The sequence below is a fragment of the Kutzneria sp. CA-103260 genome (assembly GCF_018263855.1).
In the GTDB taxonomy this organism is placed as follows: domain Bacteria; phylum Actinomycetota; class Actinomycetes; order Mycobacteriales; family Pseudonocardiaceae; genus Kutzneria.
Map to the genome: position 1 here is coordinate 8,425,908 of NZ_CP073318.1, position 23,149 is coordinate 8,449,056.

The 23,149-nt window shown below is 71.3% G+C and carries 23 protein-coding genes; 4 read left to right on the forward strand and 19 right to left on the reverse strand.

Features of this window, described 5'->3' with window-relative positions; translation table 11 throughout:
- Window positions 1–90: 90 nt before the first annotated feature.
- The 5 genes from JJ691_RS37070 to lysS all read right to left on the reverse strand — a co-directional run bounded on the left by JJ691_RS37070 (window position 91) and on the right by lysS (window position 5,138).
- Window positions 91–885, reverse strand: a complete 795-nt coding sequence (locus JJ691_RS37070) for an ABC transporter ATP-binding protein (RefSeq protein ID WP_211764179.1) — start codon at window positions 883–885, stop codon at window positions 91–93.
- Complete coding sequence (locus JJ691_RS37075; protein ID WP_211764180.1) at window positions 882–1,937, reverse strand: FecCD family ABC transporter permease; 1,056 nt, start codon at window positions 1,935–1,937, stop codon at window positions 882–884. Before JJ691_RS37075 ends, JJ691_RS37070 begins: the two co-directional genes overlap by 4 nt.
- Window positions 1,934–2,947: a FecCD family ABC transporter permease gene (locus JJ691_RS37080; RefSeq protein ID WP_249227257.1), complete on the reverse strand. Its 1,014-nt coding sequence runs from the start codon at window positions 2,945–2,947 to the stop codon at window positions 1,934–1,936. Before JJ691_RS37080 ends, JJ691_RS37075 begins: the two co-directional genes overlap by 4 nt.
- 202 nt (window positions 2,948–3,149) lie before the next feature.
- Window positions 3,150–3,503 (reverse strand): histone-like nucleoid-structuring protein Lsr2, encoded by a 354-nt coding sequence (locus JJ691_RS37085; RefSeq protein ID WP_211764181.1) that lies wholly within the window; start codon window positions 3,501–3,503, stop codon window positions 3,150–3,152.
- 126 nt (window positions 3,504–3,629) lie between these two features.
- Entirely contained in the window at window positions 3,630–5,138 is a 1,509-nt protein-coding gene (gene lysS / locus JJ691_RS37090; protein WP_211764182.1) for a lysine--tRNA ligase, read from the reverse strand.
- A gap of 56 nt (window positions 5,139–5,194) precedes the next feature.
- On the opposite strand from lysS, the gene JJ691_RS37095 reads away from it, so the two are divergent.
- Window positions 5,195–5,947: a class I SAM-dependent methyltransferase gene (locus JJ691_RS37095; RefSeq protein WP_211764183.1), complete on the forward strand. Its 753-nt coding sequence runs from the start codon at window positions 5,195–5,197 to the stop codon at window positions 5,945–5,947.
- 101 nt (window positions 5,948–6,048) lie between these two features.
- On the opposite strand, the gene JJ691_RS37100 is transcribed toward JJ691_RS37095, so the two are convergent.
- The 5 genes from JJ691_RS37100 to JJ691_RS37120 all read right to left on the reverse strand — a co-directional run bounded on the left by JJ691_RS37100 (window position 6,049) and on the right by JJ691_RS37120 (window position 10,367).
- Window positions 6,049–6,825 (reverse strand): type III pantothenate kinase, encoded by a 777-nt coding sequence (locus JJ691_RS37100; RefSeq protein WP_211764184.1) that lies wholly within the window; start codon window positions 6,823–6,825, stop codon window positions 6,049–6,051.
- Between the two features lie 6 nt (window positions 6,826–6,831).
- Entirely contained in the window at window positions 6,832–7,296 is a 465-nt protein-coding gene (gene panD / locus JJ691_RS37105; RefSeq protein WP_211764185.1) for an aspartate 1-decarboxylase, read from the reverse strand.
- Window positions 7,297–7,309: 13 nt separating this feature from the next.
- Entirely contained in the window at window positions 7,310–8,194 is an 885-nt protein-coding gene (gene panC / locus JJ691_RS37110; protein WP_211764186.1) for a pantoate--beta-alanine ligase, read from the reverse strand.
- The gene (locus JJ691_RS37115) at window positions 8,191–9,084 is read right to left on the reverse strand and encodes a Rossmann-like and DUF2520 domain-containing protein (RefSeq protein WP_211764187.1); all 894 of its coding nucleotides are present in this window, start codon (window positions 9,082–9,084) and stop codon (window positions 8,191–8,193) included. The genes panC and JJ691_RS37115 overlap by 4 nt, the downstream gene beginning before the upstream one ends.
- Window positions 9,085–9,227: 143 nt before the next feature.
- Window positions 9,228–10,367 (reverse strand): PrsW family intramembrane metalloprotease, encoded by a 1,140-nt coding sequence (locus tag JJ691_RS37120; protein WP_249228323.1) that lies wholly within the window; start codon window positions 10,365–10,367, stop codon window positions 9,228–9,230.
- 63 nt (window positions 10,368–10,430) lie between these two features.
- Here JJ691_RS37120 and JJ691_RS37125 point away from each other — a divergent pair, with 63 nt between their 5' ends.
- Window positions 10,431–11,390 carry an SAM-dependent methyltransferase gene (locus JJ691_RS37125; protein WP_211764189.1) on the forward strand — a complete coding sequence of 320 codons (960 nt, stop codon included), beginning with the start codon at window positions 10,431–10,433 and terminating at the stop codon, window positions 11,388–11,390.
- Window positions 11,387–12,526 (forward strand): NADH-quinone oxidoreductase subunit D, encoded by a 1,140-nt coding sequence (locus JJ691_RS37130; RefSeq protein ID WP_249227258.1) that lies wholly within the window; start codon window positions 11,387–11,389, stop codon window positions 12,524–12,526. Before JJ691_RS37125 ends, JJ691_RS37130 begins: the two co-directional genes overlap by 4 nt.
- Here the strand turns inward: JJ691_RS37130 and JJ691_RS37135 are convergent, their stop codons facing one another.
- The 7 genes from JJ691_RS37135 to ftsH all read right to left on the reverse strand — a co-directional run bounded on the left by JJ691_RS37135 (window position 12,527) and on the right by ftsH (window position 19,256).
- On the reverse strand, window positions 12,527–14,092 hold the full coding sequence (locus tag JJ691_RS37135) for a DUF6779 domain-containing protein (protein WP_211764191.1): 1,566 nt from the start codon (window positions 14,090–14,092) through the stop codon (window positions 12,527–12,529).
- 58 nt (window positions 14,093–14,150) lie between these two features.
- Window positions 14,151–14,618: a DUF3180 domain-containing protein gene (locus JJ691_RS37140; protein ID WP_211764192.1), complete on the reverse strand. Its 468-nt coding sequence runs from the start codon at window positions 14,616–14,618 to the stop codon at window positions 14,151–14,153.
- Entirely contained in the window at window positions 14,618–15,106 is a 489-nt protein-coding gene (gene folK, locus JJ691_RS37145; protein WP_211764193.1) for a 2-amino-4-hydroxy-6-hydroxymethyldihydropteridine diphosphokinase, read from the reverse strand. The genes JJ691_RS37140 and folK overlap by 1 nt, the downstream gene beginning before the upstream one ends.
- Complete coding sequence (gene folB, locus JJ691_RS37150) at window positions 15,103–15,465, reverse strand: dihydroneopterin aldolase (RefSeq protein WP_211764194.1); 363 nt, start codon at window positions 15,463–15,465, stop codon at window positions 15,103–15,105. The genes folK and folB overlap by 4 nt, the downstream gene beginning before the upstream one ends.
- A 73-nt stretch (window positions 15,466–15,538) precedes the next feature.
- The gene (gene folP, locus JJ691_RS37155) at window positions 15,539–16,342 is read right to left on the reverse strand and encodes a dihydropteroate synthase (RefSeq protein ID WP_211771946.1); all 804 of its coding nucleotides are present in this window, start codon (window positions 16,340–16,342) and stop codon (window positions 15,539–15,541) included.
- 39 nt (window positions 16,343–16,381) lie between these two features.
- The gene (folE, locus tag JJ691_RS37160) at window positions 16,382–17,008 is read right to left on the reverse strand and encodes a GTP cyclohydrolase I FolE (protein ID WP_211764195.1); all 627 of its coding nucleotides are present in this window, start codon (window positions 17,006–17,008) and stop codon (window positions 16,382–16,384) included.
- Window positions 17,009–17,036: 28 nt separating this feature from the next.
- On the reverse strand, window positions 17,037–19,256 hold the full coding sequence (gene ftsH, locus JJ691_RS37165) for an ATP-dependent zinc metalloprotease FtsH (protein WP_211764196.1): 2,220 nt from the start codon (window positions 19,254–19,256) through the stop codon (window positions 17,037–17,039).
- Between the two features lie 564 nt (window positions 19,257–19,820).
- On the opposite strand from ftsH, the gene JJ691_RS37170 reads away from it, so the two are divergent.
- On the forward strand, window positions 19,821–21,467 hold the full coding sequence (locus tag JJ691_RS37170; RefSeq protein ID WP_211764197.1) for a substrate-binding and VWA domain-containing protein: 1,647 nt from the start codon (window positions 19,821–19,823) through the stop codon (window positions 21,465–21,467).
- Between the two features lie 60 nt (window positions 21,468–21,527).
- On the opposite strand, the gene hpt is transcribed toward JJ691_RS37170, so the two are convergent.
- Window positions 21,528–22,082 carry a hypoxanthine phosphoribosyltransferase gene (gene hpt / locus JJ691_RS37175; protein ID WP_211764198.1) on the reverse strand — a complete coding sequence of 185 codons (555 nt, stop codon included), beginning with the start codon at window positions 22,080–22,082 and terminating at the stop codon, window positions 21,528–21,530.
- 40 nt (window positions 22,083–22,122) lie between these two features.
- Entirely contained in the window at window positions 22,123–23,103 is a 981-nt protein-coding gene (gene tilS / locus JJ691_RS37180) for a tRNA lysidine(34) synthetase TilS (RefSeq protein ID WP_211764199.1), read from the reverse strand.
- Window positions 23,104–23,149 lie beyond the last annotated feature (46 nt).

Sequence of the window (23,149 nt, forward strand, 5' to 3'; positions counted from 1 at the left end):
AGCGAGCCACCCCTGAAAGCCACATGTGGTCCACATTCGACGCCAGAAGTCGAATGTGGACCACATGTGGCAGAAAAGGTGGGGGCGGGGTCAGGTGCGGTGGCGGGTGCCGATGGGGACGACGAGCGGGGTGCCGGCCACCGGGTCGTCGATGACCTTGGCCTCCAGCTCGAAGACCTCGCGCAGCAGGTCCTCGGTCAGCACGTCGTGCGGCCGGCCCTGGGCGACGATCTTGCCGGCGCGCAGGGCGACCAGGCGGTCGGCGTAGCGGGCGGCCAGGTTGAGGTCGTGCAGCACCATCACCACGGTCCGGCCCAGCTCGCTGTGCAGCCGCTGCACGAGATCCAGCACGTCGACCTGGTGGGCCAGGTCCAGATACGTCGTCGGCTCGTCGAGCAGCAGCAGCTCGGTGCCCTGGGCCAGCGCCATGGAGATCCACGCCCGCTGCCGCTGGCCGCCGGAGAGCTGGTCGAGGGTACGGTCGGCGAAGTCGGTCATGCCGGTCATGGCCAGCGCCTCGTCGATGGCGGCGTGGTCGTCAGACGACCACTGCCGGTACCAGGCCTGATGCGGGTGCCGGCCACGGGCGACCAGGTCGGCCACGGTGAGGCCTTCGGGGGCCTGCGGCGACTGCGGCAGCACGCCGAGCAGTTTGGCCACCTCGCGGGTCGGCATCTTGTCGATGCGCTTGCCGTCCAGCAGCACCTGCCCACCCTGCGGCGCGAGCAGTCGGCCCATGGCCCGCAGCAGGGTGGACTTGCCGCAGCCGTTGGGCCCGATCACGGCGGTCACCGTGCCACCGACGACGTCCAGGTCGAGGCCGTCGACGACCAGGGCGTCGCCGTAGCCCAGCCGCAGCGACTCGGCCCGCAGTCGTGCCGTCACGCCCGCACCTCCCGGCGCTTCCGAATGATCAGGAACATCAGGTACGGCGCGCCGAGCACGGCGGTCACCACGCCGACCGGCAGCTCAATGCCGAAGGCGGTCCGCGCGACCAGGTCGGAGACGCTGATCAGCAGCGCGCCAAGCACGGCCGAGGCGATCAGCGGCGGCCGGGCGGTGCCGGCCAGCCGCACGGCGATCTGCGGCGTGGCCAGGGCGACGAACAGCACCGGACCGGCCGCGGCGGTCGCGACGGCGGCCAGGATGACCGCGATCAGGATCATCGCGAACCGGCTGAGTTCCACCCGTGCGCCCAGATTGCGCACGGTGTCGTCGTCGAACTGGAGCGCGCCGAGGACATGCGCGCCGACCAGTGACAGGGGCAGGAACACGCCCAGGGCGATCGCCACCGGCACCAGGTCGGACCAGCTGCGGCCGTTGAGGCTGCCGGTGATCCACACCAGCGCCTGGCCGGCCTGGCTGATGTCGCCGATGGTGAGCAGCCAGTACGTCAGGTTGAGCATGAACGCCTGCACGCCGATGCCCACCAGCACCAGCCGGTAGCCGTCCACCCCACGCCGCCAGGCCAGCAGGTAGACCAGCCCGGCCGACAGCAGGCCGCCGATCAGCGCCGCCACCGGCAGACCGATCGCCCCGGCGACGCCTGCCACCCCGCCGAAGCCGCTGGCCAACACGATCACGCCGACCGCCCCGGCCGAGGCGCCCGGCGTGACGCCGAGGACGTCCGGGCTGGCCAGCGGGTTGCGGGAGATCGCCTGCGTGATCGCGCCGGACATGCCCAACGCGGCCCCGACCAGCAGGCCGGTCAGCGTCCGCGGCAGCCGCAGATCGAAGACGATGTACTGCTCGGTCGGGTCGCCCGCGCCGACCAGCACACGCAGCACGTCGCCGACGGTCATCGGGAAGTCGCCGAGCCGAATGTTCAGGGCCACCACCAGCACCAACAGCGCCAGCGCGAGCAACGGCACCAGCAGCGGCCGCAGCCGGAACCGCAGGCCGACCGGGCCGATGCGAACCCCTTGCAGCGCCGTCACAGTCGCACCAGCCGCTTGCGTCGCACGATGCCGACGAACACCGGCGCGCCGATCAGCGCCAGCACGATGCCCACCTGGAGTTCGCTGGGCCAGGCGATCACCCGGCCGATGATGTCGGCGACCAGCATCAGCACCGCGCCGATCAGCCCGGAGTACGGCAGCAGCCAGCGGTGGTCGGGGCCGGTGATGAATCGTGCGACGTGCGGCACCACCAGGCCGACGAAGCCGATCGGCCCGCAGGCCGCGACCGCGCCGCCGGTCAGCAGCGTGATCGCCACGATGCCCAGCACCCGGGTCCGCGTCACGTGCTGGCCAATGGAGCGGGCCACGTCCTCGCCGAGCGACAGCGCGTTCAGACCGGGCGCGTTGGCCAGGGCCAGCACCATTCCCACGGCCAGGAACGGCAGCACCTGCCCGATGACCACGGGGTCGCGGCCGGCGACCGCGCCCACCCGCCAGAACCGGAACGTCTCCAGGCTCTGCTGGTCGATCACCGCCATCGCCGAGATCAGGCCGGCCATCAGCGCGCTGACCGCCGCCCCGGCCAGCGCCAGGGTCAGCGGCGTCGGCCCGCCCCGGCCGGCCGAGCCGAGCAGGAACACCACCGCCGTGGTCACGACCGCGCCGGCGAAGGCCAGCCACACGTAGCTGTACAGGCTGGTCAGGCCGAACGCGAAGATGCCGATCACCACGGCGAAGGCCGCGCCGCTGGTGACGCCGAGCAGGCCCGGGTCGGCCAGCGGGTTGCGGGTGTGGCCCTGGATCAGCGAGCCGGCCACGCCCAGCGCCGCGCCGGCCAGCACCGCCAGTTCGGTCCTCGGGATGCGCAGGGAGCGAATGATGATGTCGTTCTCGCTGCCGGTCGGCGCGACCAGGCCGTGCCACACGCCGTCCAGGCCGATCGGCTTGGCGCCGATCGCGATGCTGGCCAGGCCGGCCAGCACGGCCAGTGCGAGCAGGACCAGGAGCCCGACGATCCGGCGGCGACGACGCCGCGCGACTGCGCCCACCAGCCCTCCTCTCCGACTTTGGTTAGCCTAACCGCAGTCACGGGGAGGATCGGGCGGGGCCCGGTCAAGGTCGTGCTGGGAAGGGGGGCTTTCCCTGCGTTCAATGCAGGGAAAGCCCCCTTCCCAGCGGGGGCGCGCCCTCGCCCGCCGAACAGCCGGAAGGGCCGCCCGGTGGGCGGCCCTTCCGACACAGCACTGGTGTTCAGGCCTGCTGGTGGTAGGAGTCCAGCACCTCGGCCGGGATGCGGCCCCGGTCGGACACCTTCATGCCCTGCTTGCGGGCCCATTCCCGAATGGCCTGATTCTGCTCGCGGTCGGCCGCCGCCGGACGCGGCGTCTTGCCGGCGGCTCCGGCCCGGGGACCGGGGTTGCGCTTGCGGCCGCCGGAACGGCGGGCCGACGCCACGAAAGCCGCCAATCCGTCACGAAGCCTGCTCGCATTGTTCACCGAAAGATCGATCTGGTAGGCCACGCCGTCGAGTGCGAACTCAAGAGTCTCGCTGGCTTCGGACCCGTCCAGGTCATCGATCAGGGCGACAGTGACCTTCTGCGCCATGAGCGGCCTCCTATACAGAGTGCGCCGCGGAAAGGGGTCCAACCGGCGGCTGCCCGACAAAGTCTGTCTTGGGGACAGATTAGCGCATATCTAACGCGCGCCGTCAATGGCAGCCGCCGATTCACCTCATTCGGGTCGCACGAGTGGGAACATGATGGTCTCCCGGATACCGAGACCGGTGAGCGCCATCAGGAGGCGATCGATGCCCATTCCGACACCACCGCTCGGTGGCATTCCGTACTCCAACGAACGCAGAAAGTCCTCGTCCACCGGCATCGCCTCGGCGTCGCCGGCCGCGGCCAGGCGCGACTGCTCGACCAGCCGCTGCCGCTCCACCACCGGATCCACCAGCTCGGAGTAACCGGTGGCCAGCTCGAATCCGCGGACGTAGAGGTCCCACTTCTCGGCCAGGCCGGGCGTATCGCGGTGCTCGCGGGTCAGCGGCGAGGTCTCGACCGGGAAATCGCGCACGAATGTCGGCGCGTGCAGGTGGTCGCCGACCAGGTGCTCGAACAGTTCCTCGACGAGCTTTCCGTGGCCCAGCTTCGGGTCCACCTCCAGGCCGCGGGAGTCGGCGTGCTTGCGCAGCAGCTCGGCCGGGGTCTGCGGGGTGATCTCCGAGTCCAGCGCCTCGGACAGCGAGCCGTACATGGTCAGCTCGGTCCAGTCGCCGGACAGGTCGTACTCGGTACCGTCGGCCAGCGTGACGACCTGCGTGCCCAGCACCGCCTGGGCCGACTCCTGGATGAGCTGCCTGGTCAGCGTGGCCATCGAGTCGTAGGTGCCATAGGCCTGGTAGAACTCGAGCATCGCGAACTCCGGCGAGTGCGAGGAGTCGGATCCCTCGTTCCGGAAGTTCCTGTTGATCTCGAAGACCTTCTCGATACCGCCGACCACACAGCGCTTCAGGTACAGTTCCGGCGCGATCCGCAGGAACAGCTCAATGCCCAGCGCGTTCGAGTGCGTGACGAACGGACGCGCGGTGGCGCCGCCCTGCAACGTTTGCAGCATCGGCGTCTCGACTTCGAGGAAACCCCGCTGGTGGAACGATTCACGCAGCGACCGAACAACACCCGCCCTGGTGCGCACGGTCTGCATGGCCTGCGGCCGCAGGATCAGGTCGACGTAACGCTGCCGAATGCGCGTTTCCTCAGCCAGCTCCTTGTGCGCGACCGGCAGCGGGCGAAGCGACTTGGCCGCCATCCGCCACTCGTCGGCCATCACCGAGAGTTCGCCGCGGCGGGAGGTGATGACCTCGCCGTGAACGAATACGTGATCGCCCAGGTCGACGGTCGCCTTCCAGTCGGAAAGCGCGTCCTCCCCGACCTGGGCCAGGCTCAGCATCGCCTGCAGTTCGGTTCCGTCGCCCTCACGCAACGTGGCGAAGCACAGCTTGCCGGTGTTGCGGATGAACATCACCCGGCCGGTGACGCCGACGATGTCGCCGGTCGCGGTGTCCAGCGGCAGATCCTGATGCGATTCACGGACCTCGCGCAGCGTGTGGGTGCGCGGCAGCTCGACCGGATAGGGCGACACGCCCCGTTCCAGCATCCGCTCACGCTTCTCCCGGCGGATGCGGAGCTGCTCGGGAAGGTCGTCGTCCGTGGCGGAATGGGAAGGGTTGTGTTCGGTCACGGCTCACAAGGTTACGGACTCACCGCCCGTCACCACGAACCGGTTAACTTCGGAACATGGCACGTGACGAGTTGATCTCCAGGCGGGCGTCCTCGTTCGGCAGTCGAGCGGCGGACTACGCGGAACACCGTCCCGACTACCCCACGGCGGCCGTGGAATGGGCCATGGCTCCGGTGGCGGCCGGTCGGCCGCGGGTGCTGGACCTGGCCGCCGGCACCGGCAAGCTGACCGCGGTGATCGTTGACCTCGGATTCGAGGTGGTGGCCGTGGAGCCGGACGACGCGATGCGGGCGGAGCTGTCCGCGCTGCTGCCGGACGTGACCGCCCTGGCCGGCACCGCCGAGCAGATCCCGCTGGCCGACGCCTCCGTGGACGCGGTGCTGGTCGGGCAGGCCATGCACTGGTTCGACCACGAGCGGGCGCTGCCGGAGATCGGTCGCGTGCTGCGGCCCGGCGGCGTGCTGGGCGGCCTGTCCAACGACGACGACTTCAGCGTGGACTGGGTGGTCGGGCTGGACGGGATCCACACCGCAAACACGACCGGCGGCGCCCGGGGCATCCATCTGCCGGTCGAGCTCGGCCCGTTCGGCGACCTGGAGCGGACGGACTTCCCGCACCGCCAGCGACGGACCGCCGAGTCACTGGTCGCCACCGCCAGCACGCACTCGCTGTTCCTGACGATGCCGGAGCCGGAGCGCAGCCGGACCCTGGACCGGATGCTGGCCTACCTCAAGTCACGGCCGGAGACCGCCGAGGGCGAGTTCGACTTCCCGATGCGCACCCTGACCGTCCGCACCATCCGCTCCTGACGCTCCCCCCACCGCCGCCCCTCACCGGTTTTCCGCCACATGTGGTCCACATGTGGCTTCTGGAGTCGAATGTGGGCCACATGTGGCAAAAAAAGGGGGGCTCAGGCGGCGGGGGTGGCGTTGCGCTCGTAGACCAGGCGTAGGCCGAGCAGAGTGAGCTCGGGGATGTGGTGCCCGATCAGCTCCGCCTCGTCGACCACCAGCGGGGCCAGCCAGCCGGTGGCGATCACGGTGACCGGCCCGTCCTGGTCCAGCGCGGCGATCATCCGGCGGACCAGGCCGTCGACCTGCCCTGAGTAGCCGTAGAGGATGCCGGACTGCAGGCACTCCACGGTGCTCTTGCCGATCACCGACCGGGGCCGCCGCACGTCCACCCGGCGCAGCTGGGCGCCGCTGGCGGCCAGCGCGTCGATGGAGACCGAGACGCCGGGCAGGAACGCGCCACCGAGGAACTCGCCCTTGGCCGTGGACACGTCGATGTTGGTGACGGTGCCGAAGTCGACGACCACGCAGGCGGTGCCGAACAGGTGGTGCGCGGCCATGGTGTTGACCAGCCGGTCCCCGCCCACCTCCTTCGGGTTGTCCACCAGCAGCGGCACGCCGGTGCGCACCCCCGGCTGCACGACGATCCGCGGCACGTCCCCGTAGTAGCGGGCCAGCATCACCCGCAGCTCCTGGAGCACCGCCGGCACGTTGGACAGCGCGGACACCCCGGTCACCTGGTCGGCGAGCGGGCCGAGCATGCCTCGCATGCCCAGCGCCAGCTCGTCGGCGGTCATCCGCTCGTCGGTGCGCATCCGCCAGTCGTGCACCAGCTCATCGCCCTCGAACAGGCCGAGCGAGATGTTGGTGTTGCCGATGTCGACGCACAGCAGCACGGCGGGCTACGCCTCCGCCTGCAGCAGCGCGTCCAGGCGCGCGGCGTCGGAGGTCTCGGCGTGCGGCTCGGCGCCCGAAGTGAGGCCGAAGCCGGCCGGCGCGTGGGCCGGGTCCTCGCCCCGGTCCAGGATCTTGTTGTCGGCGTCGACGAACACGATCTTCGGCCGGTAGGCGATGGACTCGATCTCGTCCATCACGCCGTAGGAGATCAGGATGACCAGGTCGCCCGGGTGCACCAGGTGCGCGGCGGCGCCGTTGATGCCGATGACGCCGCTGCCCCGCTCGCCGGGGATCACGTAGGTCTCCAGCCGGGCGCCGTTGGTGATGTCGACGATGGCCACCTGCTCGCCGGGCAGCAGGTCGGCGGCCTGCATCAGGTCCTCGTCGATGGTGACCGAGCCGACGTAGTGCAGGTCGGCCTGGGTGACCGTGGCTCTGTGGATCTTGGACTTCAGCATCGTGCGGAACACGTCCCGCCCCCTCTCACTGGCTCACGGCGCCGAGCTGCACCGAAGCGTTGTCGATCAACCGGGTGTCCCCGACCTTGGCGGCGACCAGCAGCCGCGCGTCCCCGCTGGCCGGCGCGGGGCCGAGGTCGGGCGAACGCAGCTCCAGGTAGAACACGTCTACCCCGTCCTGGGCGGCCAACACGTCGCCGGCCGCCTTGAGCGCGGCGTCGGCGCCGTCGAAGCCGGCGTGCCGGCCCGCGGCCAGCGCGGCGGACAGCGCCACCGCGGCCTCCCGCTGCTCCGGGGACAGATAGACGTTGCGCGAGGACAGGGCCAGCCCGTCGGCTTCCCTGATCGTCGGCACGCCCACGACCTGCACGTCGAAGCGCAGCTCGCGGACCATCCGGCGGATCAGCGTCAACTGCTGGTAGTCCTTCTCGCCGAAGAACGCCATATCCGGCCGGACGATGTTGAACAGCTTGGCCACCACCGTCAGCACGCCGGCGAAGTGGCCCTTGCGCACCGCGCCCTCCAGCTCGTCGCCGAGCGGCCCGGCCTGCACGGTGATCTGCGGCGTGTCCGGGTACATGTCCTCGACGCCCGGGGTGAACGCCAGGTCCACGCCCTCGGCGCGCAGCTTGTCCAGGTCGGCCTCCAGCGGCCGCGGGTAGCGGTCGATGTCCTCGTTCGCGCCGAACTGCAGCGGGTTCACGAAGATCGACACCACCACCACGGTGCCGGCCAGCCGCTTGGCCCGGCGGATCAGCTCCAGGTGGCCCTCGTGCAGCGCGCCCATGGTCGGCACCAGCACGACCTTGCGGCCGGCGGTGCGCAGCGCCCGGGTGACCCGGCCCAGCTTCTCCGGGTCGGAGTGCACGGTCAGCTGCCCGGGCGCGTAGTCGGTCCGGGTCAGGTTCATCTCTCGGTCTCCTCGTCGAGCACGGAAAGGATCTCGGGCACGGCGTCCGCGCGCAGCACCCCGGCGTCGGCCGCCCGGCGCGCGGCGCGGCGGGCCAGCGCCAGATAGGCCGGCAGCGCGTCGGGCGAGGCCTCGCGCAGCACGGTGACGTGCTTGCGGACCGTGCCGACGTCGCCGCGGGCGACGGGCCCGGTGAGCGCGCGGTCGCCGTGCCGCAGCGCGTTGTCCAGCGCCGCCGACAACAGCGGGCTGATCACCCGCTCCGCCGGCTCGATGCCGGCGTTGCGCAGCAGGTCGACGCATTCGGTCACCAGCGTGGCCAGGTGGTTGGCACCGTGGGTGAGGGCGGCGTGATAGAGCGGGCGGACCGCTTCCGGCACTCGCACCGGCTCCGCGCCCATCTCGACCACCAGCGCCTCGCCCACGCTCCAGCCGGCCGAGTCGTCCTCGCCGGCCGTGACACCGACGCAGCAGGCGACAACCCGGTGCAGGTCCTCGGCGCGGCCGGTGAACGTCATCGCCGGGTGCAGCGCCAGCGGCAGCACCCCGATCTCCGCCGCGGGCGCGAGCACGTCCACGCCGTGCGCGCCGGAGGTGTGCACGACGATCTGGCCCGGGCGCAACGACCCCGTCGCCACCAGGCCACGGACCAGGCCGCCCAAGGCGTCGTCCGGCACCGCCAGCAGCACCAGATCGGCGCGCGCCGCCACCTCGTCCGGCGGCAGCAGCGGCACGTCCGGCAGCAGCTCCTCGGCTCGTCGGACCGAGGCCTTGGACACGCCGGACGCCGCGACGACGACGTGGCCCGCACGGGCCAGCGCGGCGCCGAGGACCGCACCGACGCGGCCGGCGGACACCACGCCCACGGCGAGTCGGGCAGGGCGAGTCATGGTGGTTGAAGCTCCCTTGTGGCTGTTCCAGGCCCGATCGAACGTCGGGTACCGGACCGGACGAGGCTAACCGGACTCTTCGATTCAGCCCGGCGACCCGTGACAAGTTTCACGGGTGCCGCCGTCCCGGCCGAGACCGGGTGTCACTGCTGGCGTCGGTCCAGGTGGTGCCGGGTGGCCGGCAGCGCGTCCGGCGCGTTCACGGCCTCTCGCCGCGCGGTCAGCATCGTCTCCAGCAAGCGCCGCTGGCGGGCGTCAGCGTCCGAACCGGCGGTGCCGTGCTCCACCGCGTCGCGCAGGAACGCCAGTTCCGTCGCGGCCGTCTGGTACGAGTGCACGGCCCTGGCGGCATGGCTGCCGGCCCGCCTGCGCACGGCCGTCCGCCAGCCCCGCCGGCCGGTCAGGCTGGACAGCAGCGACACCTCGCTGTCGGCGATCCAGCCGGCCGCCGCCATGCCCGGCAGCTGTGCGGCCACCACCCGCTGCTCCCGCCGCCGCTGCCAGACCACCAGCGCCGCCATCCCGCCCAGGATCGGCAGGATCACCAGGAAGTAGACGATCAGGAACGTGTCCGCGCCGCCGAGCGTGGCCGAGGAGTTCCACAGCGAGTGCAGCAGCACCGCGCACAGGTAGCCGAGCAGCGGCGCGAGCACCCGTACCCGGGAGCTGTTGCTACGGGCCGAGAGGCCGATCCCAATGCCGGTCATCGACGTGAACAGCGGATGTGTGAACGGGGCCAGCACGCCGCGCAGGATGAACGCCGCGACCACGCCGCTGGTCGCGCTGCCGAAGCCGTAGGTCACGAAGGCGCGGCCGAAGTACTCGATGTTCTCGGTGAAGGCGAAGCCGGTCGCGACAAAACCCGCGTAGACGATGCCGTCGACCAGGCCGTCGAACTCCTGCCGCCGCCAGACCAGCAGGCCCACCAGGAAGATGCCCTTGGCCGCCTCCTCGGCGATCGGCGCCGAGATGGTGGCGGCCACAGTGTTGCCGCCGCCGTGCCCGAACGCGAGATCGCCGAGCGCCTCCGCGGTGCTGTTGATCACCAGCGCGCAGATCGTCGCCCCACAGGCGCCCCAGGCGAAGGCCAGCCACAGCAGCCGGGCCGGCTCGGGCTCCCATCTGTCGATCCACAGGAACACGGCCACCACCGGGCCGACCGGCAGGAGCGCGGCGGCCGCGCCGACCGCCACTCCCAGCGGGCCCACCTTGCCCACTCCCAGTCCCAGCAGGACAAGTGCGGCCAGACCGAGGGCGACCAGTCCGACCACCGGGGCCAGCACTGTCCGGGTCCGTGGCGCTGCTGTCGTCACGGGGATGAACGATAGGGCCATGGAGTTGACGTGATGGCACACCCCGACTGGCAGGAGGCCTGGCGGGCAGCCCTCTACGGACCTCTGGGCTTCTTCGCCCGCGGGTCACGGCCGGCCGACCACTTCCGCACTTCCCCGTTGGTCGGCCCGGAGCTGGCCGAGGCCGTGGTCGAACTGCTGGACCGGGTGGATGTGGCCTTGGACCGGCCGAATCCGCTGGACTTCGTGGATGTCGGGGCCGGCGGCGGGGAGCTGGCCGCGCAGGTTTTCGCGCTGGGCAAGCGCTTCCGGGGCCGGTTGCGGGTGCGGGCGGTGGAGTTGGTCCGGCCGTCGCTGCCGGCCGGCGTGGAATGGTCACGGGAACTGCCCGATCAGGTGACGGGCTTGGTCATCGCCCACGAGTGGCTGGACTCGCTGCCGTGCCAGGTCGTGCAGATGCACGAGAACCGGGTGCGCGAGGTGCATGTGTCGCCAGATGGCACGGAATCGCTGGGGTCGGTGGTGTCCTCGCAGTGGCTCGACGCGTGGTGGCCGCTGTCGGTCGAGGGGCAACGAGCGGAGATCGGTGCCACGCGCGATGCCGCATGGGCGGACTTGGTGGCACGAGTCGCAGCGGGGGCCGCCTTGGCTGTCGACTACGGCCACTTCGCCGCGGCACGGCCGTTCGCTGGCACGTTGACCGGATACCGCGCCGGCCGGCAGGTGACTCCCGTGCCAGATGGCAGTTGCGACATCACCGCCCACGTCGCATGGGACGCCGTCGCCGCCGCGACCGGGCCGTGCGAGCTGCTGACGCAGCGGGAAGCGTTGGCAGCGCTGGGAATCGCCAATGCGCCGCCGGCCGCCGGGCTCGCCGCGCAGGATCCGCTGGGCTGGCTCGCCGGGGCCGGCCGGGCGAGCCGGGTCGCCGAGCTGCGCGATCCCGCCGGCCTCGGCGGCTTCCACTGGCTGCTCTGTCCCCGATCAGCGCCGATCAGGCTCGTGCGAGCATGACACCCGTGCAGATCACCGTCGGCGTCGGCGCGGGCGCCAAGTACTTGGGCGTCGACCACGTCATCGACCTCGGCCCGCTGCACCCGTCGGCACACGGCGCGTACCGGCTGCGGCTGGTCGTCGAGGACGATGTCGTCACCGAGGCCGAGCCGCTGGTCGGGCACCTGCACCGTGGCGCGGAGAAGCTGTTCGAGGTCCGTGACTACCGGCAGGTCCTCACCCTGGCCAACCGGCACGACTGGCTCGCCGCCTTCTGCAACGAGCTCACCGTCGCGCTGGCGGTGGAGCGGATGACCGGCATGGACGTGCCGCCGCGAGCCGTTCGGTTGCGAATGATCCTGTGCGAGCTGAACCGGATGCTGGCCCATCTGGTGTTCCTCGCACCGCTGACCCGCCAGCTCACCGGCGAGCCGACCGCCGGCACCACCGCCGCCCTGCGCGGGCGCGAGGCCGTGCAGGCCGTGATGGAACAGGCCTCCGGCGGCCGGATCCACTTCATGGCCAACCGGATCGGCGGGCTGCGCGAGGACATGCCCGCCACCTGGCTCCCGAACGTTCGGGCCCTGCTGGTCTCGCTGTCCGAGCTGCTGCCGGCGATCCGCTCGACCACTGTGGACGACGACGCCTTCCGCGCCCGGCACACCGGACTTGGCGTGCTGTCCCGGGACGACGCCCTGGCGTTGGGCGTCACCGGCCCCACCGGCCGGGCCAGCGGCGTCGACGTCGACCTCCGTCGCGACGGCGAACACCTTGCGTACCAAGACTTTCAGCCGGTTCTGGGCACCACTGGCGATGCGCTGGCCCGGGTCGACTGCGTCGTCGGCGAGATCGAGCTGTCGCTGCGGCTCATCGCGTCCACCCTCGACGACCTGCCGTCCGGGCCGGTCAACCTGCGGCTGCCCAAGGCGGTCAAGGCCCCCGAGGGCTCCGTCTACGTGTGGACCGAGGCCCCGCTCGGCATCTCCGGCGTACACCTGGCCTCACGCGGCGAGAAAACCCCGTGGCGGCTCAAGCTGCGCACCCCGTCGTTCAACAACGTGCAGGCCCTGTCCGCGCTGCTGCCCGCCACCCCCGTCGCCGACCTGCCCGCGGTGCTCGGTTCGTTCGCCGTCGTGGTCGGCGACATCGACAAGTGACTAATCGTCGGCGCGACGGCGACGGCGGCCGCGGGGCTCTTCCTGGCCCAGGGACGCCAGCAGCTCGCTGACCGACTTGCCGGCGGCGTGCGCACCGGTGTCGACGGCTGGGGGCGCGGGGGCGGCCGGCGGAGGCGGCGGGGCGGCCGGGGCCGGCGGCGGAGTGACGGCCGGCCCGGTGCGCACCGGGATCGGCAGCTCCAGCGAGTTCGGCACCCAGTCCCCGAGCTCCGGATCCCACACCGGACCGTCCACGGCGGGATCGGCCGGCGGTGCCGCGGCGGCTGCGTGCTGCTTCGGAGCCGGCTCCGGTTCAGGGCGACGCCGGCGACCGGTGGTTTCCGGCGCGACGGCGGCGTCGGCCTCAGGACGCCGACGGCGGCCGGACGTCTCGGCCGGGCGCGGCGCCTCGGGCTGGCGGGCGGCGGGCGGCTGCTTCATCTCCGGGTTGAGGCGCATCGCCATCGTCTGCTCGGTCCGCTGCGCCGGCTGTGAACGCTGCTCGGGCTGGCGGGGCTCGGGGCGACGCGGCTCACGGGGCTCCGGAGCGCGCGACGGCTGCGCCATGGGCTGAGACAGGGGCTGGGACATCGCCTGCGAGACGGGCTGGACCGGCTCCGGCGGGCGCACCCGCGCGCCGACCACGTTGGGGATGCCGGTCGGCCGGGCCTCCGGCTTGCGCGGCTCGGGCTGCCGGGGCTCGGGCCGCCGCTCGGCCGGGCGTGTCTCGCCCGGCTTTGCCGCGCCGGGACGGCTGACGAACTGGGTGGCGGCCGGCTGCGCCGGGCGCTGCGGCTCGCGCCGCGGCGGCGTCGCCGGGCGGCTCAACGCGTCGGTCTGCGCGGTCCGCACCGGTTGCCGCGCCTGCTCCGGGCGGCTCGGCTCCGGCCGGCGCGACGCCTGGTCCTTGCGCGGCAGCTCGTGGGCGATCCGCTCGATCATCTCGGTCGGCAGCGCAGATTTGTCGGCCGGCGCTTCCTTGCGGACCGCCGCCTCCTTGCGCACCGTGCCGACGGTGATCGGCTTGCGCTCCTCCTTGGCGCTGGCGATCAGCCGGTCCTCGCCGACGGCCAGCAGCCGCGACTGGTCCGAGAGAGACCGCATCCGCGTCGACTCCGCCCGCAGCGCCACCCGCTCGACCAGCACCTCGCCGCCGAGCAGGGCCTCCAGGTTCTCCCGCAGCGCCCGCAGCTCGCCGCGCAGCGCGTCCAGGTCCTCCCGGGACTCCTCCTCGACGCGGCGGCGCGTGTCGGCCTCGATCTCCAACTCGTACTCGCGCCGGGCGGCGACCTCACGCTCCAGCTCCAGCTCGTACACGGCCTGGAGGTCGGCCACCTCGTCCTCGCTGGCGGCGGCCTCTCTGCGGTACTTGACCGCCAGGAACGCGCCCACGAGGGCGGCCCACAGCGCCGCGAGGACGCCAAGGCGCAAGAACCTCGCGTCGTTGCTCAGGACAAGCACGGCGGTCGCGGCGATGGCCAGGACGAGAACCGCTACCAGGAGTAGCCGACCGTATCCACGGCTGTCACCGCGCTCGCCTTCGGTCAAGCCGCTGCGGCCGGTCATGGGCTCTACGGTACCGGTCAGTTACCCGAACGAGACCTACCCCAATCCGATTGGCCCCTCAACGGAGGCCGACATTGTCATCCTGCTGCGGGGGATCCGGTGTCTTGCAGCAGTGCTCCAACCACAACGCGGCCGCCACCAGCCCGGCCGAGCCGACCAGTCCGATCAACGCCGTGGTGCGGTCCTCGGTCGCCGCCGGGGAGGTCGCGGCCAGCGGGACCACCGTCAGCAGCACCCCGGCCCACACCCCGGCCATGAGCGCACCCACCAGCGACGACGCCTTGGCCAGCGCGACCGCCCGGGCCGCCGTCAGCGGCTGCACCGGCCGCGCGCCCGACTTCCCGGCGATGCGGTTGCGCAGCTGCCAGGCCAGGATCGCCTCCACGATCGCCAGCACGCCGAAGGTCACGCCGGCTAGCCGCGGCAGCGTCGGCAGGTCCGAATAGGCGAATCGGAGCAGGATCGCCGTGGCCAGACCGGCTACCAGCGCAACACCGATGAGATCCCGGATTTTCGTGAACTTCATCACCACTCCAGCCGGAGGTCGTCCCGGCGGCGCACCCCGTCGGCGCTCAGCCCGGCCATCACGTCGGCGACCCGGCCGTGCCCGGGCAGCACCGCGTCCGGCTCGACATCCAGCCACGGGATCAGCACGGTGGCCCGCTCGGGAGTACCCGGATGGGGCAGCCGCAAATCAGGATGCTCAGAAGTCACACCGTCCACAGTGACCACATCGACATCAAGCGTGCGCGGGCCCCAGTGTCGCAACCGGACCCGACCGGCCTCGTTCTCCAGCCGCTGCCCCATGGCCAGCCAGCCCCACTCGTCGACGTCGTCGGCGTGCACGATCACGACGGCGTTCAGGAAGTCCGGCTGGTCCTCCACGCCCCACGCGGCCGTCTCGTACACCGGCGACACTGCCTGGAGACGCTCGCGCAGGCCCGTCACCGCGCCCTGGAGGAACGCGAACCGGTCGCCCAGGTTGGATCCCAGCGACAGCACCGCCCGCGTCACGGGCAGGCCCGGCGGACCGTGACGGCCACGTCCTGGAAGGACAGTGGAATCGGCGCCGACGGCTTGTGCACCGTCACCTCCACCTCGCGCACCCGCTCGTCGACCAGCACCTCGTCGGCAATGTCGCCAGCCACCGTCTCGATGAGATCGCGCGGATCGCCGGCCACGATCGCCGCCACCCGCTCCGCCAGCTCGCCGTAGTGCACCGTCTGGGTCAGGTCGTCGCTGGCCGCCGCGGCCGTCAGGTCCAGCCACACCGTCACGTCGACCAGGAAGTCCTGGCCGTCACGCTTCTCGTGGTCGAACACGCCGTGATAGCCGTACACCCGCAGCCCGGTCAGCGTGATCCGGTCGCTCACTGCAACACCTCGCTAGCGCTCGGTGTCCGCGTTCGCGGACGCTCTGCGCTGAATGACTCGCTCGCAAGCTCGCTCATTCGCCGCTCCCCCTCTGCCAGGCCCGCACCACCAGCGCCGCGTCCAGGGACCGGCCCACGTCGTGCACCCGCACGCCCCAGGCCCCCTTCTCGGCCGCCAGCGCCGTGATCGTCGCCGTCGCCACCTCGCGGCCGTCCGGCGGCCTCGGGTTGCCGTCCTTGTCGGCCAGCAGCGCGCCGAGGAAGCGTTTGCGGGAGGCCCCCACCAGCAGCGGGAAACCCAGGCCCAGCAACCGGTCCAGGCCTTGCAGCAGGGCCCAGTCGTGCTCGCGTCGCTTGGCGAAGCCCAGGCCCGGATCCAGCACCAGGGCGTCGGCCGACACCCCGGCGTTCAGCGCCGCGTCCACTCGGGCCGACAGCTCGTCGCACACCTCGGCCACCACGTCGCCGTAGGTCGCCAGGTCGGTCATGTTCTTGCTGTGGCCACGCCAGTGCATCAGGATCCACGGCGCGCCGGCCGTGGCGACCACCTTGGCCATCTGCGGGTCGGCCAGGCCGCCCGACACGTCGTTGACCACCGCCGCGCCCGCGTCCAGCGCCCGGTCGGCCACCACCGCCCGGGTCGTGTCCACGCTCACCAGCACGCCCTGGGCCGCCAGCCGCTCGATCACCGGCACCACCCGGGCGATCTCCACGTCCGAGTCCACCCGGTCCGCGCCCGGCCGCGTCGACTCGCCACCCACGTCCACCAGGTCCGCGCCGCGCTCCCACAGCTCCAGGCCGTGCCGCACGGCGTCCTCGGTCCGCAGATAACGCCCGCCGTCGGAAAACGAGTCGGCGGTCACGTTCACCACACCCATCACGACGCAGCGGTCGGGATTCGGCAGCCGGCTGTGCACCTAACGTCCCTTGATCAGTTCGATCGCCTCGGCCCTGGAAGTCGCCGAAGTCTTGAAAATGCCCCGCACCGCCGACGTCGTCGTCCGCGCCCCCGGCTTGCGCACCCCGCGCATCGCCATGCACAGATGCTCCGCCTCGATCACCACAATCGCGCCGCGCGGCTCCAGCTTGGCCATCAACGCGTCCGCGATCTGCGACGTCAGCCGCTCCTGCACCTGAGGTCTGCGCGCATACAGATCGACCAGCCGGGCCAGCTTGGACAATCCGGTCACCCGACCATTGGCATTCGGAATATAACCGACGTGCGCCACCCCGTGAAATGGGACCAGATGGTGTTCACAGGTGGAATACATCGGAATATCCGTCACGAGGACCAATTCCTCATGGCTTTCGTCGAACGTCTTCTCCAGCACCGACTCCGGATCGGTGTACAGGCCGGCGAACAGCTCGCGGTAGGAGCGGGCCACCCGGGCCGGGGTGTCCCGCAGACCCTCGCGGTCCGGGTCCTCGCCGCAGGCGATCAGCAGCTCGCGGACCGCGGCCTCGGCGCGGGCCCGGTCGAACCGGCCGTGATCGGCCGAAGCGGCCCCACTCAGGGGGCCGCTTCGGTCAACAGTGCTGGTCATGCCCACCTCCGCGAGATCGCGGACCGTCTCAACGGCCGCTGTCCCGCTCAGTGTCACCCGGATTGCCGGACGGCGTGGTTCCGTCCTGACCGGCGGGACGACCCGGCTCCCAGTTCGGCGTCCAGGAGCCGTTGGGCTGGGTGGCGGGGGTCCATCCGGGCGGGGCGCCGTAGTTGGGCGGGCCACCGGCGTTGCCGCCGGGCCGACCGGGCGGGTAGGCGGCGGAGCCGTTGGTGCCGGGCAGCTCGCCGCCGCCGGGCACGGTGGCCACCGGGGTGGGCTCAGGCTCGGGCGCCTCGTCCTTGACCGGGGGCCACGGCTCGCCGCGCTCCTTGGCCAGCTCGCCGGGGGTCTTGACCGGCGGCTTGTCGGACGGGGTGCGGTTGCCGAAGTTGTTGAACTCGGTGATCCGCGGCCGCTTCTGCACCCGGGCGAAGACCCGCTCCAGGTCCTTCTGGTGCAGGGTCTCCTTGTCCACCAGCTCCAGGACCAGGTCGTCGAGCACGTCGCGATAGGTGTTGAGCACCTGCCACGCCTCGTCGTGCGCGGCCTCGATGAGCTTGCGCACCTCTTCGTCGATCTCGTGCGCGACCTCGAGCGAGTAGTTCGGGGCGTGCGACATCTGCCGGCCCAGGAACGGCTCGCCGTCCTGCTCGCCGTACTTGACCGCGCCGAGGCGGGCGCTCATGCCGTAGTCGGCGACCATCGAGCGGGCGATCTTGGTGGCCTGCTCGATGTCGTTGGAGGCGCCGGTGGTGGGCTCGTGGAAGACCAGCTCCTCGGCGGCGCGGCCGCCGAGCGCGAACACCAGCCGGGCGATCATCTCGGACCTGGTCATCAGGTCCTTGTCCTCCTCCGGCACCGACAGCGTGTGGCCGCCGGTGCGGCCGCGGGCCAGGATGGTGACCTTGTAGACCGGGTCGATGTCCGGCATGGCCCACGCGGCCAGGGCGTGCCCGGCCTCGTGGTACGCGGTGATCTTCTTCTCCTTCTCGGAGATGATCTTGCTCTTGCGGGCCGGGCCGCCGATCACGCGGTCCACCGACTCCTCGAGCGCGGCCCCGGTGATGATGGTGCCGTTGTGCCGCGCGGTGAGCAGGGCGGCCTCGTTGATGACGTTGGCCAGGTCGGCGCCGGAGAAGCCGACGGTGCGCTTGGCCAGGCCGTCCAGGTCGGCGTCCTGGGCCAACGGCTTGCCCTTGGCGTGCACCCGCAGGATGGCCTTGCGGCCGCGCAGGTCGGGCGCGCCGACCGGGATCTGCCGGTCGAACCGGCCTGGGCGCAGCAGCGCCGGGTCCAGGATGTCGGGCCGGTTGGTGGCCGCGATCAGGATGATGCCGCCGCGCGAGTCGAAGCCGTCCATCTCGACCAGCAGCTGGTTGAGGGTCTGCTCGCGCTCGTCGTGGCCGCCGCCCAGGCCCGCGCCGCGGTGCCGGCCGACGGCGTCGATCTCGTCGACGAAGATGATGCACGGGGCGTTCTGCTTGGCCTGCTCGAACAGGTCGCGGACACGGGAGGCGCCGACACCGACGAACATCTCCACGAAGTCCGAGCCGGAGATCGAGTAGAACGGCACGCCGGCCTCGCCGGCCACAGCCCGGGCCAGCAGCGTCTTGCCGGTGCCCGGCGGGCCGTAGAGCAGCACGCCCTTGGGGATCTTGGCGCCGAGCGCCTGGTAGCGGCCGGGGTTCTGGAGGAAGTCCTTGATCTCGTGGAGTTCCTCGACCGCCTCGTCCGCGCCGGCGACGTCGCCGAACGTGGTCTTGGGCATGTCCTTGGACAGCTGTTTGGCCCGGGACTTGCCGAAGTTGAGCACCCGGTTGCCGCCGCCCTGGACGTTGTTCATCATCCACATCAGCACCAGCAGCAGCAGGCCGATCGGCACCAGGATGATCAGCATGTTCGTGAACACATTGTCGCTGGTGACCTTGACGTCGTAGGTCCCGACCTTGTTGGCCGGATCCTGGAGCATCCGGAAGATCGCGTCCTCCGAGCCGTTGCTCGGAATGGACGTGACGATCTGCGTGTGACCCTCGTACGCCGTGTTCAGGTCGAGCAGGAGCCGTTGCTCCTTGTCCTGGAGCGTGGCCGTCTTGACATTGCCCTTCTGCACCTGGCTAATAGCAACCGAGGTCGTCACGGGGGTGTACCCGCGTGTGTCATCGGTCAGCGTGGTGATGGCAAACCAGACAACAACCGCTGCCACGATCCAGATCAGCGGGTTGCGGAGAACGCGCTTGCGGTCCATGCACCTACGGCCGTCACGCGGCCTCGACCCTCCCTGCGTTTACGTCAAGCTCTGCCTCGCGACACTGCTCAACACGTCGTGCAGTGGCGTCACCGCACTCTGCGGGACAGCCCGTCCAGCTAGCTTACCGCCCGCCGTCCTCGGACCACGGGCGGAAGTTCGGCGGTCGGCGAACGCCGACCTCATGACGCTCCCAACGCACGGACCTGGGGCCGAAGTTCCCCGACATGACCGCCGACACTCCTGGGCCGTCCGGGGTGAACCGGCGTGGGAGCCCCCACGTACCACCGGGCGCCGCTCTGCACCGGAAGAAGGAGGGCCACCGGGTGCCAATGTCATCGCCGGACTGAGCCGTTCGGCCTACCGAAGTACCCCATTCGACCCAATCCGTTCGGACCGGGCCCTCGGCGGCTAGCAGCCGGGGCCGCCACGTCGACGATCCGAGGAGACACCCGCGCCCACTGTGGACGCCGACCAGGAGGTTCGCGCACCACCATGTCTACGCCAGCAGGAGCCCACCGGCCGCCGGCCCGACCCGAACGGGGTCGGAAATGGCACTTCTTCTTGCCCATTCTGGTCGCCGTGCTGGCCGTGGGCGGGGTGGTCGTCGCCAACGCGGCCAACTCGGTGCGGTGCGCCGGGCAGGTGCCGCTGCGGGTGGCGGTGACGCCCAGCGCGGCGCCCGCGGTGCAGTCGGTGGCGGACGCCTTCGAGCACGACCAGAGCTCGGTGAACGGGCAGTGCGTGAAGGTGTCGGTGGTCAGCGAGGGCTCCTCCGACGTGGTGCAGTCGCTGCCGACCAGACCGATCGACCCGCCGGCGCTGTGGATCCCGGACTCGTCGCTGTGGGTGTCGACGGCGCAGGGGCTGACCGGCAAGGACCCGGTGAACAGCCCGAAGCTGGCCGAGCACCCGTCGCTGGCCTCCTCGCCGCTGGTGGTGGCGGCCAGCACCGGGCAGGCCGACAAGCTGGGCTGGCCGAAGCAGCCGGTGAGCTGGCAGCGGCTGGTGAGCGGGCAGACGCCGATCGCCATCGCCGACCCGCTGACCAACACCGAGGGCGTGGCCACCCTGGGCCTGGCCCAGGGGCTGCTGCCGGCGAAGGCCGACGGGGTACCGCCGCAGGAGCTGATCGCCGTGCTGCTGCGGCTGCGCAGCACCACGCTGAACTCGGTGACCGACGGCTTCGACAACATCCGTCAGGACGCGGCCAACGCGCTGCTGTTCACCACCACCGAGCAGTCGGTGGTGTCGTACAACGTGACGTCGGCGTCGCCGGCCAAGGCGGTGGCGATCTACCCGGCCGAGGGCACGGTGCTGTTCGACTACCCGGTGGTGCGGGTGACGACGAAGAACGAGGTCACCGGCACCGAGCAGGCGGCGTCCGCGTTCGAGCAGGAGCTGCGGTCGGCGCGGTCCTCGGGCATCTTCAGCGCCGCCGGCTTCCGTGACCCGCGGGGCACGGCCTCGCCGGCCTGGGGCGGCAAGGACGGCGTGCAGGCGGCCACCCCGCCGCTGCTGCCGGCGCCGTCGGCGACGCAGGTCAACACCGTGCTGCGGGCGTGGAACGTGGTGCACCTGGACGGGCGGACGCTGGCGGTGATCGACGTGTCCGGGTCGATGGTGGAGAAGATGCCGGACGGGCAGAGCCGGGTCGAGGTGGCCCGGGACGGGGCGCTGGCCGCCATGTCCTTGATGCCGGACAGCACATACGTCGGGCTGTGGGCGTTCTCGCAGCAGCAGGGGCCGCCCAACGACTGGAAGGAGCTGGTGCCGCTCGGTCCGCTGGGCGGGCAGGTCAACGGCGTCAGCCAGCGGTTCGCATTGCAGCAGGCCGCGGTGACGCTGCCGTCTCGGGTGCGCGGTGGCACGGCCCTCTACGACACGGCGTTCGCCGCGTACGAGACGCTGCGTGACGACTTCGACCCGACCAAGGTGAACGCGGTCGTGCTGATCACCGACGGGAAGAACGACAAGAACGGTGGGCTGGACCTCAACGGCCTGCTGCAGATGCTGCGGGCGCAGGCCGACCCGTCCAAGCCGGTCGAGGTGATCGGCATCGGGCTCGGCCCGGACGCCGACATGAACGCCCTGCAGCAGATCGCCACCGTGACCGGAGGCAAGGCGTACCAGGCGGTGGACGCGGCCTCGTTCCGTGGCGTCCTGTTCGACGCCCTCAGCCGCCGCCCCTGCACCACCAGCGTCTGCTGAGGTGCTCGGAAGGGGGCTTTCCTGGCGTTGAACGCCAGGAAAGCCCCCTTCCGGGCATTTTCAGCTGGAGTAGACCGCCGGGTCGAGGGTGCCGATGTAGGGCAGGTCCCGGTAGCGCTCGGCGTAGTCGAGGCCGTAGCCGACGACGAACTCGTTGGGGATGTCGAAGCCCACGTACTTGACCGGCACGTCCACCTTGATCGCGTCCGGCTTGCGCAGCAGGGCGCACACCTCCAGCGAGGCCGGCTTGCGCGTGGCCAGGTTCTTCAGCAGCCACGACAGCGTGAGGCCCGAGTCGACGATGTCCTCGACGATGAGCACGTTCCGGCCGGCGATGTCCCGGTCGAGGTCCTTGAGGATGCGCACCACGCCCGACGAGGACGTGGAGGAGCCGTAGGAACTGACGGCCATGAACTCCAGCTGGACGGGCACCGGGAGGGCCCGCGCCATGTCGGTCATGAACATCACCGCGCCCTTGAGCACGCCGACGAGCAACAGATCGGAGCCGCCGTCGGCCGCGGGGTGGTCCGCGGCGACCTGCTTGGCGAGTTCCTGGATCTTGTCGCTGATCTGCTGCTCGGTGATGAGCACGGAGGCGATGTCGCCCTCGTACACGGGCAGCTTCCCCTCTTTCGGCCTGGTAACGCGCACCCGGTCAGGGCCGCGCTCGGTCTAGTTGCAGCCTGCCATGTGCGCGCTGTGCCACCAAGCCACCTCGGACCAACACGCCACCCTGACCTCGCCATTCACCGATCAGAGCGTCGATGTCACGCAGTTGGGCGTCGGTGAGTTCAGTCACACCGCGTTGCCGGAGCCAGCTCCGGAGCACCCTCCGGCGGATCGCCGCGGGCCTGCCCTCCAACGTGTCCACCGCCAGCTCCTCCGGCTCGCCGACCAGCAGTTCCGCCGCGATCGCGTCTAGGGCGTCGTTGTCCTCCCGCAGCTGCGCCGCCGTCCGGGCCAGCGCGTCGGCCACTCCGCCCTGCAGCACTTCCTCCAGCAGCGGCAGCACTTCGTGGCGTAGCCGCACCCTCGTGAAGGACGGGTCGACGTTGTGCGGATCACTCCAGTACGCCAGCCCTTGAGCCGTGCAGGCGCGCTCCGTCTGGGCTCTTGTCACCCCCAGCAGCGGGCGGCCCCAGGGCGGGTCCAGCGGCCTCATACCGGCGATCGAGCGCGGGCCTGATCCTCGGCCCAGACCCAGCAGCACCGTCTCCGCCTGGTCGTCCCTCGTATGGCCCAGCAGCACGATCGCGTCCTCGGCCGGCAGGGCTGTTCTCAGGGCCGTATACCGGGCCCTGCGGGCCGCCGCCTCCATGCCCCCCGGGCCGTCCACCTTCGTCGTCAGCACCGTCACGTGCGGCAGGCCCAGCTCCCGGAGCTGGTCCGCCGCGTGCTCGGCGATCTTGTCCGAGCCAGGTTGGAGGCCGTGGTCGACGATCAGGCCGTGCACCGTCAGGTTGAGCCGCCGGGCCTGATGCTGCGCCGCCGCCGCCAGGGCCAGCGAGTCCGCTCCCCCCGACACCGCCACGCCCAGCTGGCCGCTGGCCAGATGCCCGGCCTTGCGGGCGGCGACGACCAGGCGGCGCACCGCTGTGCGAACCGCCGACACCGCCTCGTCAGGCGCGCCCTGCAAGGAACTCAGCCCCCTCCCATTCCCAGGGGGGCGACCCCGAGGCCAG

Bases quoted from the DNA above. Each gene is read 5' to 3' on its own strand.
- JJ691_RS37085 (WP_211764181.1), bottom strand. From the start codon at position 3,503: ATGGCGCAGAAGGTCACTGTCGCCCTGATCGATGACCTGGACGGGTCC.
- JJ691_RS37095 (WP_211764183.1), top strand. From the start codon at position 5,195: ATGGCACGTGACGAGTTGATCTCCAGGCGGGCGTCCTCGTTCGGCAGT.
- panC (WP_211764186.1), bottom strand. From the start codon at position 8,194: ATGAACCTGACCCGGACCGACTACGCGCCCGGGCAGCTGACCGTGCAC.
- JJ691_RS37115 (WP_211764187.1), bottom strand. From the start codon at position 9,084: ATGACTCGCCCTGCCCGACTCGCCGTGGGCGTGGTGTCCGCCGGCCGC.
- JJ691_RS37125 (WP_211764189.1), top strand. From the start codon at position 10,431: ATGGCACACCCCGACTGGCAGGAGGCCTGGCGGGCAGCCCTCTACGGA.
- JJ691_RS37130 (WP_249227258.1), top strand. From the start codon at position 11,387: ATGACACCCGTGCAGATCACCGTCGGCGTCGGCGCGGGCGCCAAGTAC.
- JJ691_RS37135 (WP_211764191.1), bottom strand. From the start codon at position 14,092: ATGACCGGCCGCAGCGGCTTGACCGAAGGCGAGCGCGGTGACAGCCGT.
- JJ691_RS37140 (WP_211764192.1), bottom strand. From the start codon at position 14,618: ATGAAGTTCACGAAAATCCGGGATCTCATCGGTGTTGCGCTGGTAGCC.
- folP (WP_211771946.1), bottom strand. From the start codon at position 16,342: ATGGGTGTGGTGAACGTGACCGCCGACTCGTTTTCCGACGGCGGGCGT.
- folE (WP_211764195.1), bottom strand. From the start codon at position 17,008: ATGACCAGCACTGTTGACCGAAGCGGCCCCCTGAGTGGGGCCGCTTCG.
- ftsH (WP_211764196.1), bottom strand. From the start codon at position 19,256: ATGGACCGCAAGCGCGTTCTCCGCAACCCGCTGATCTGGATCGTGGCA.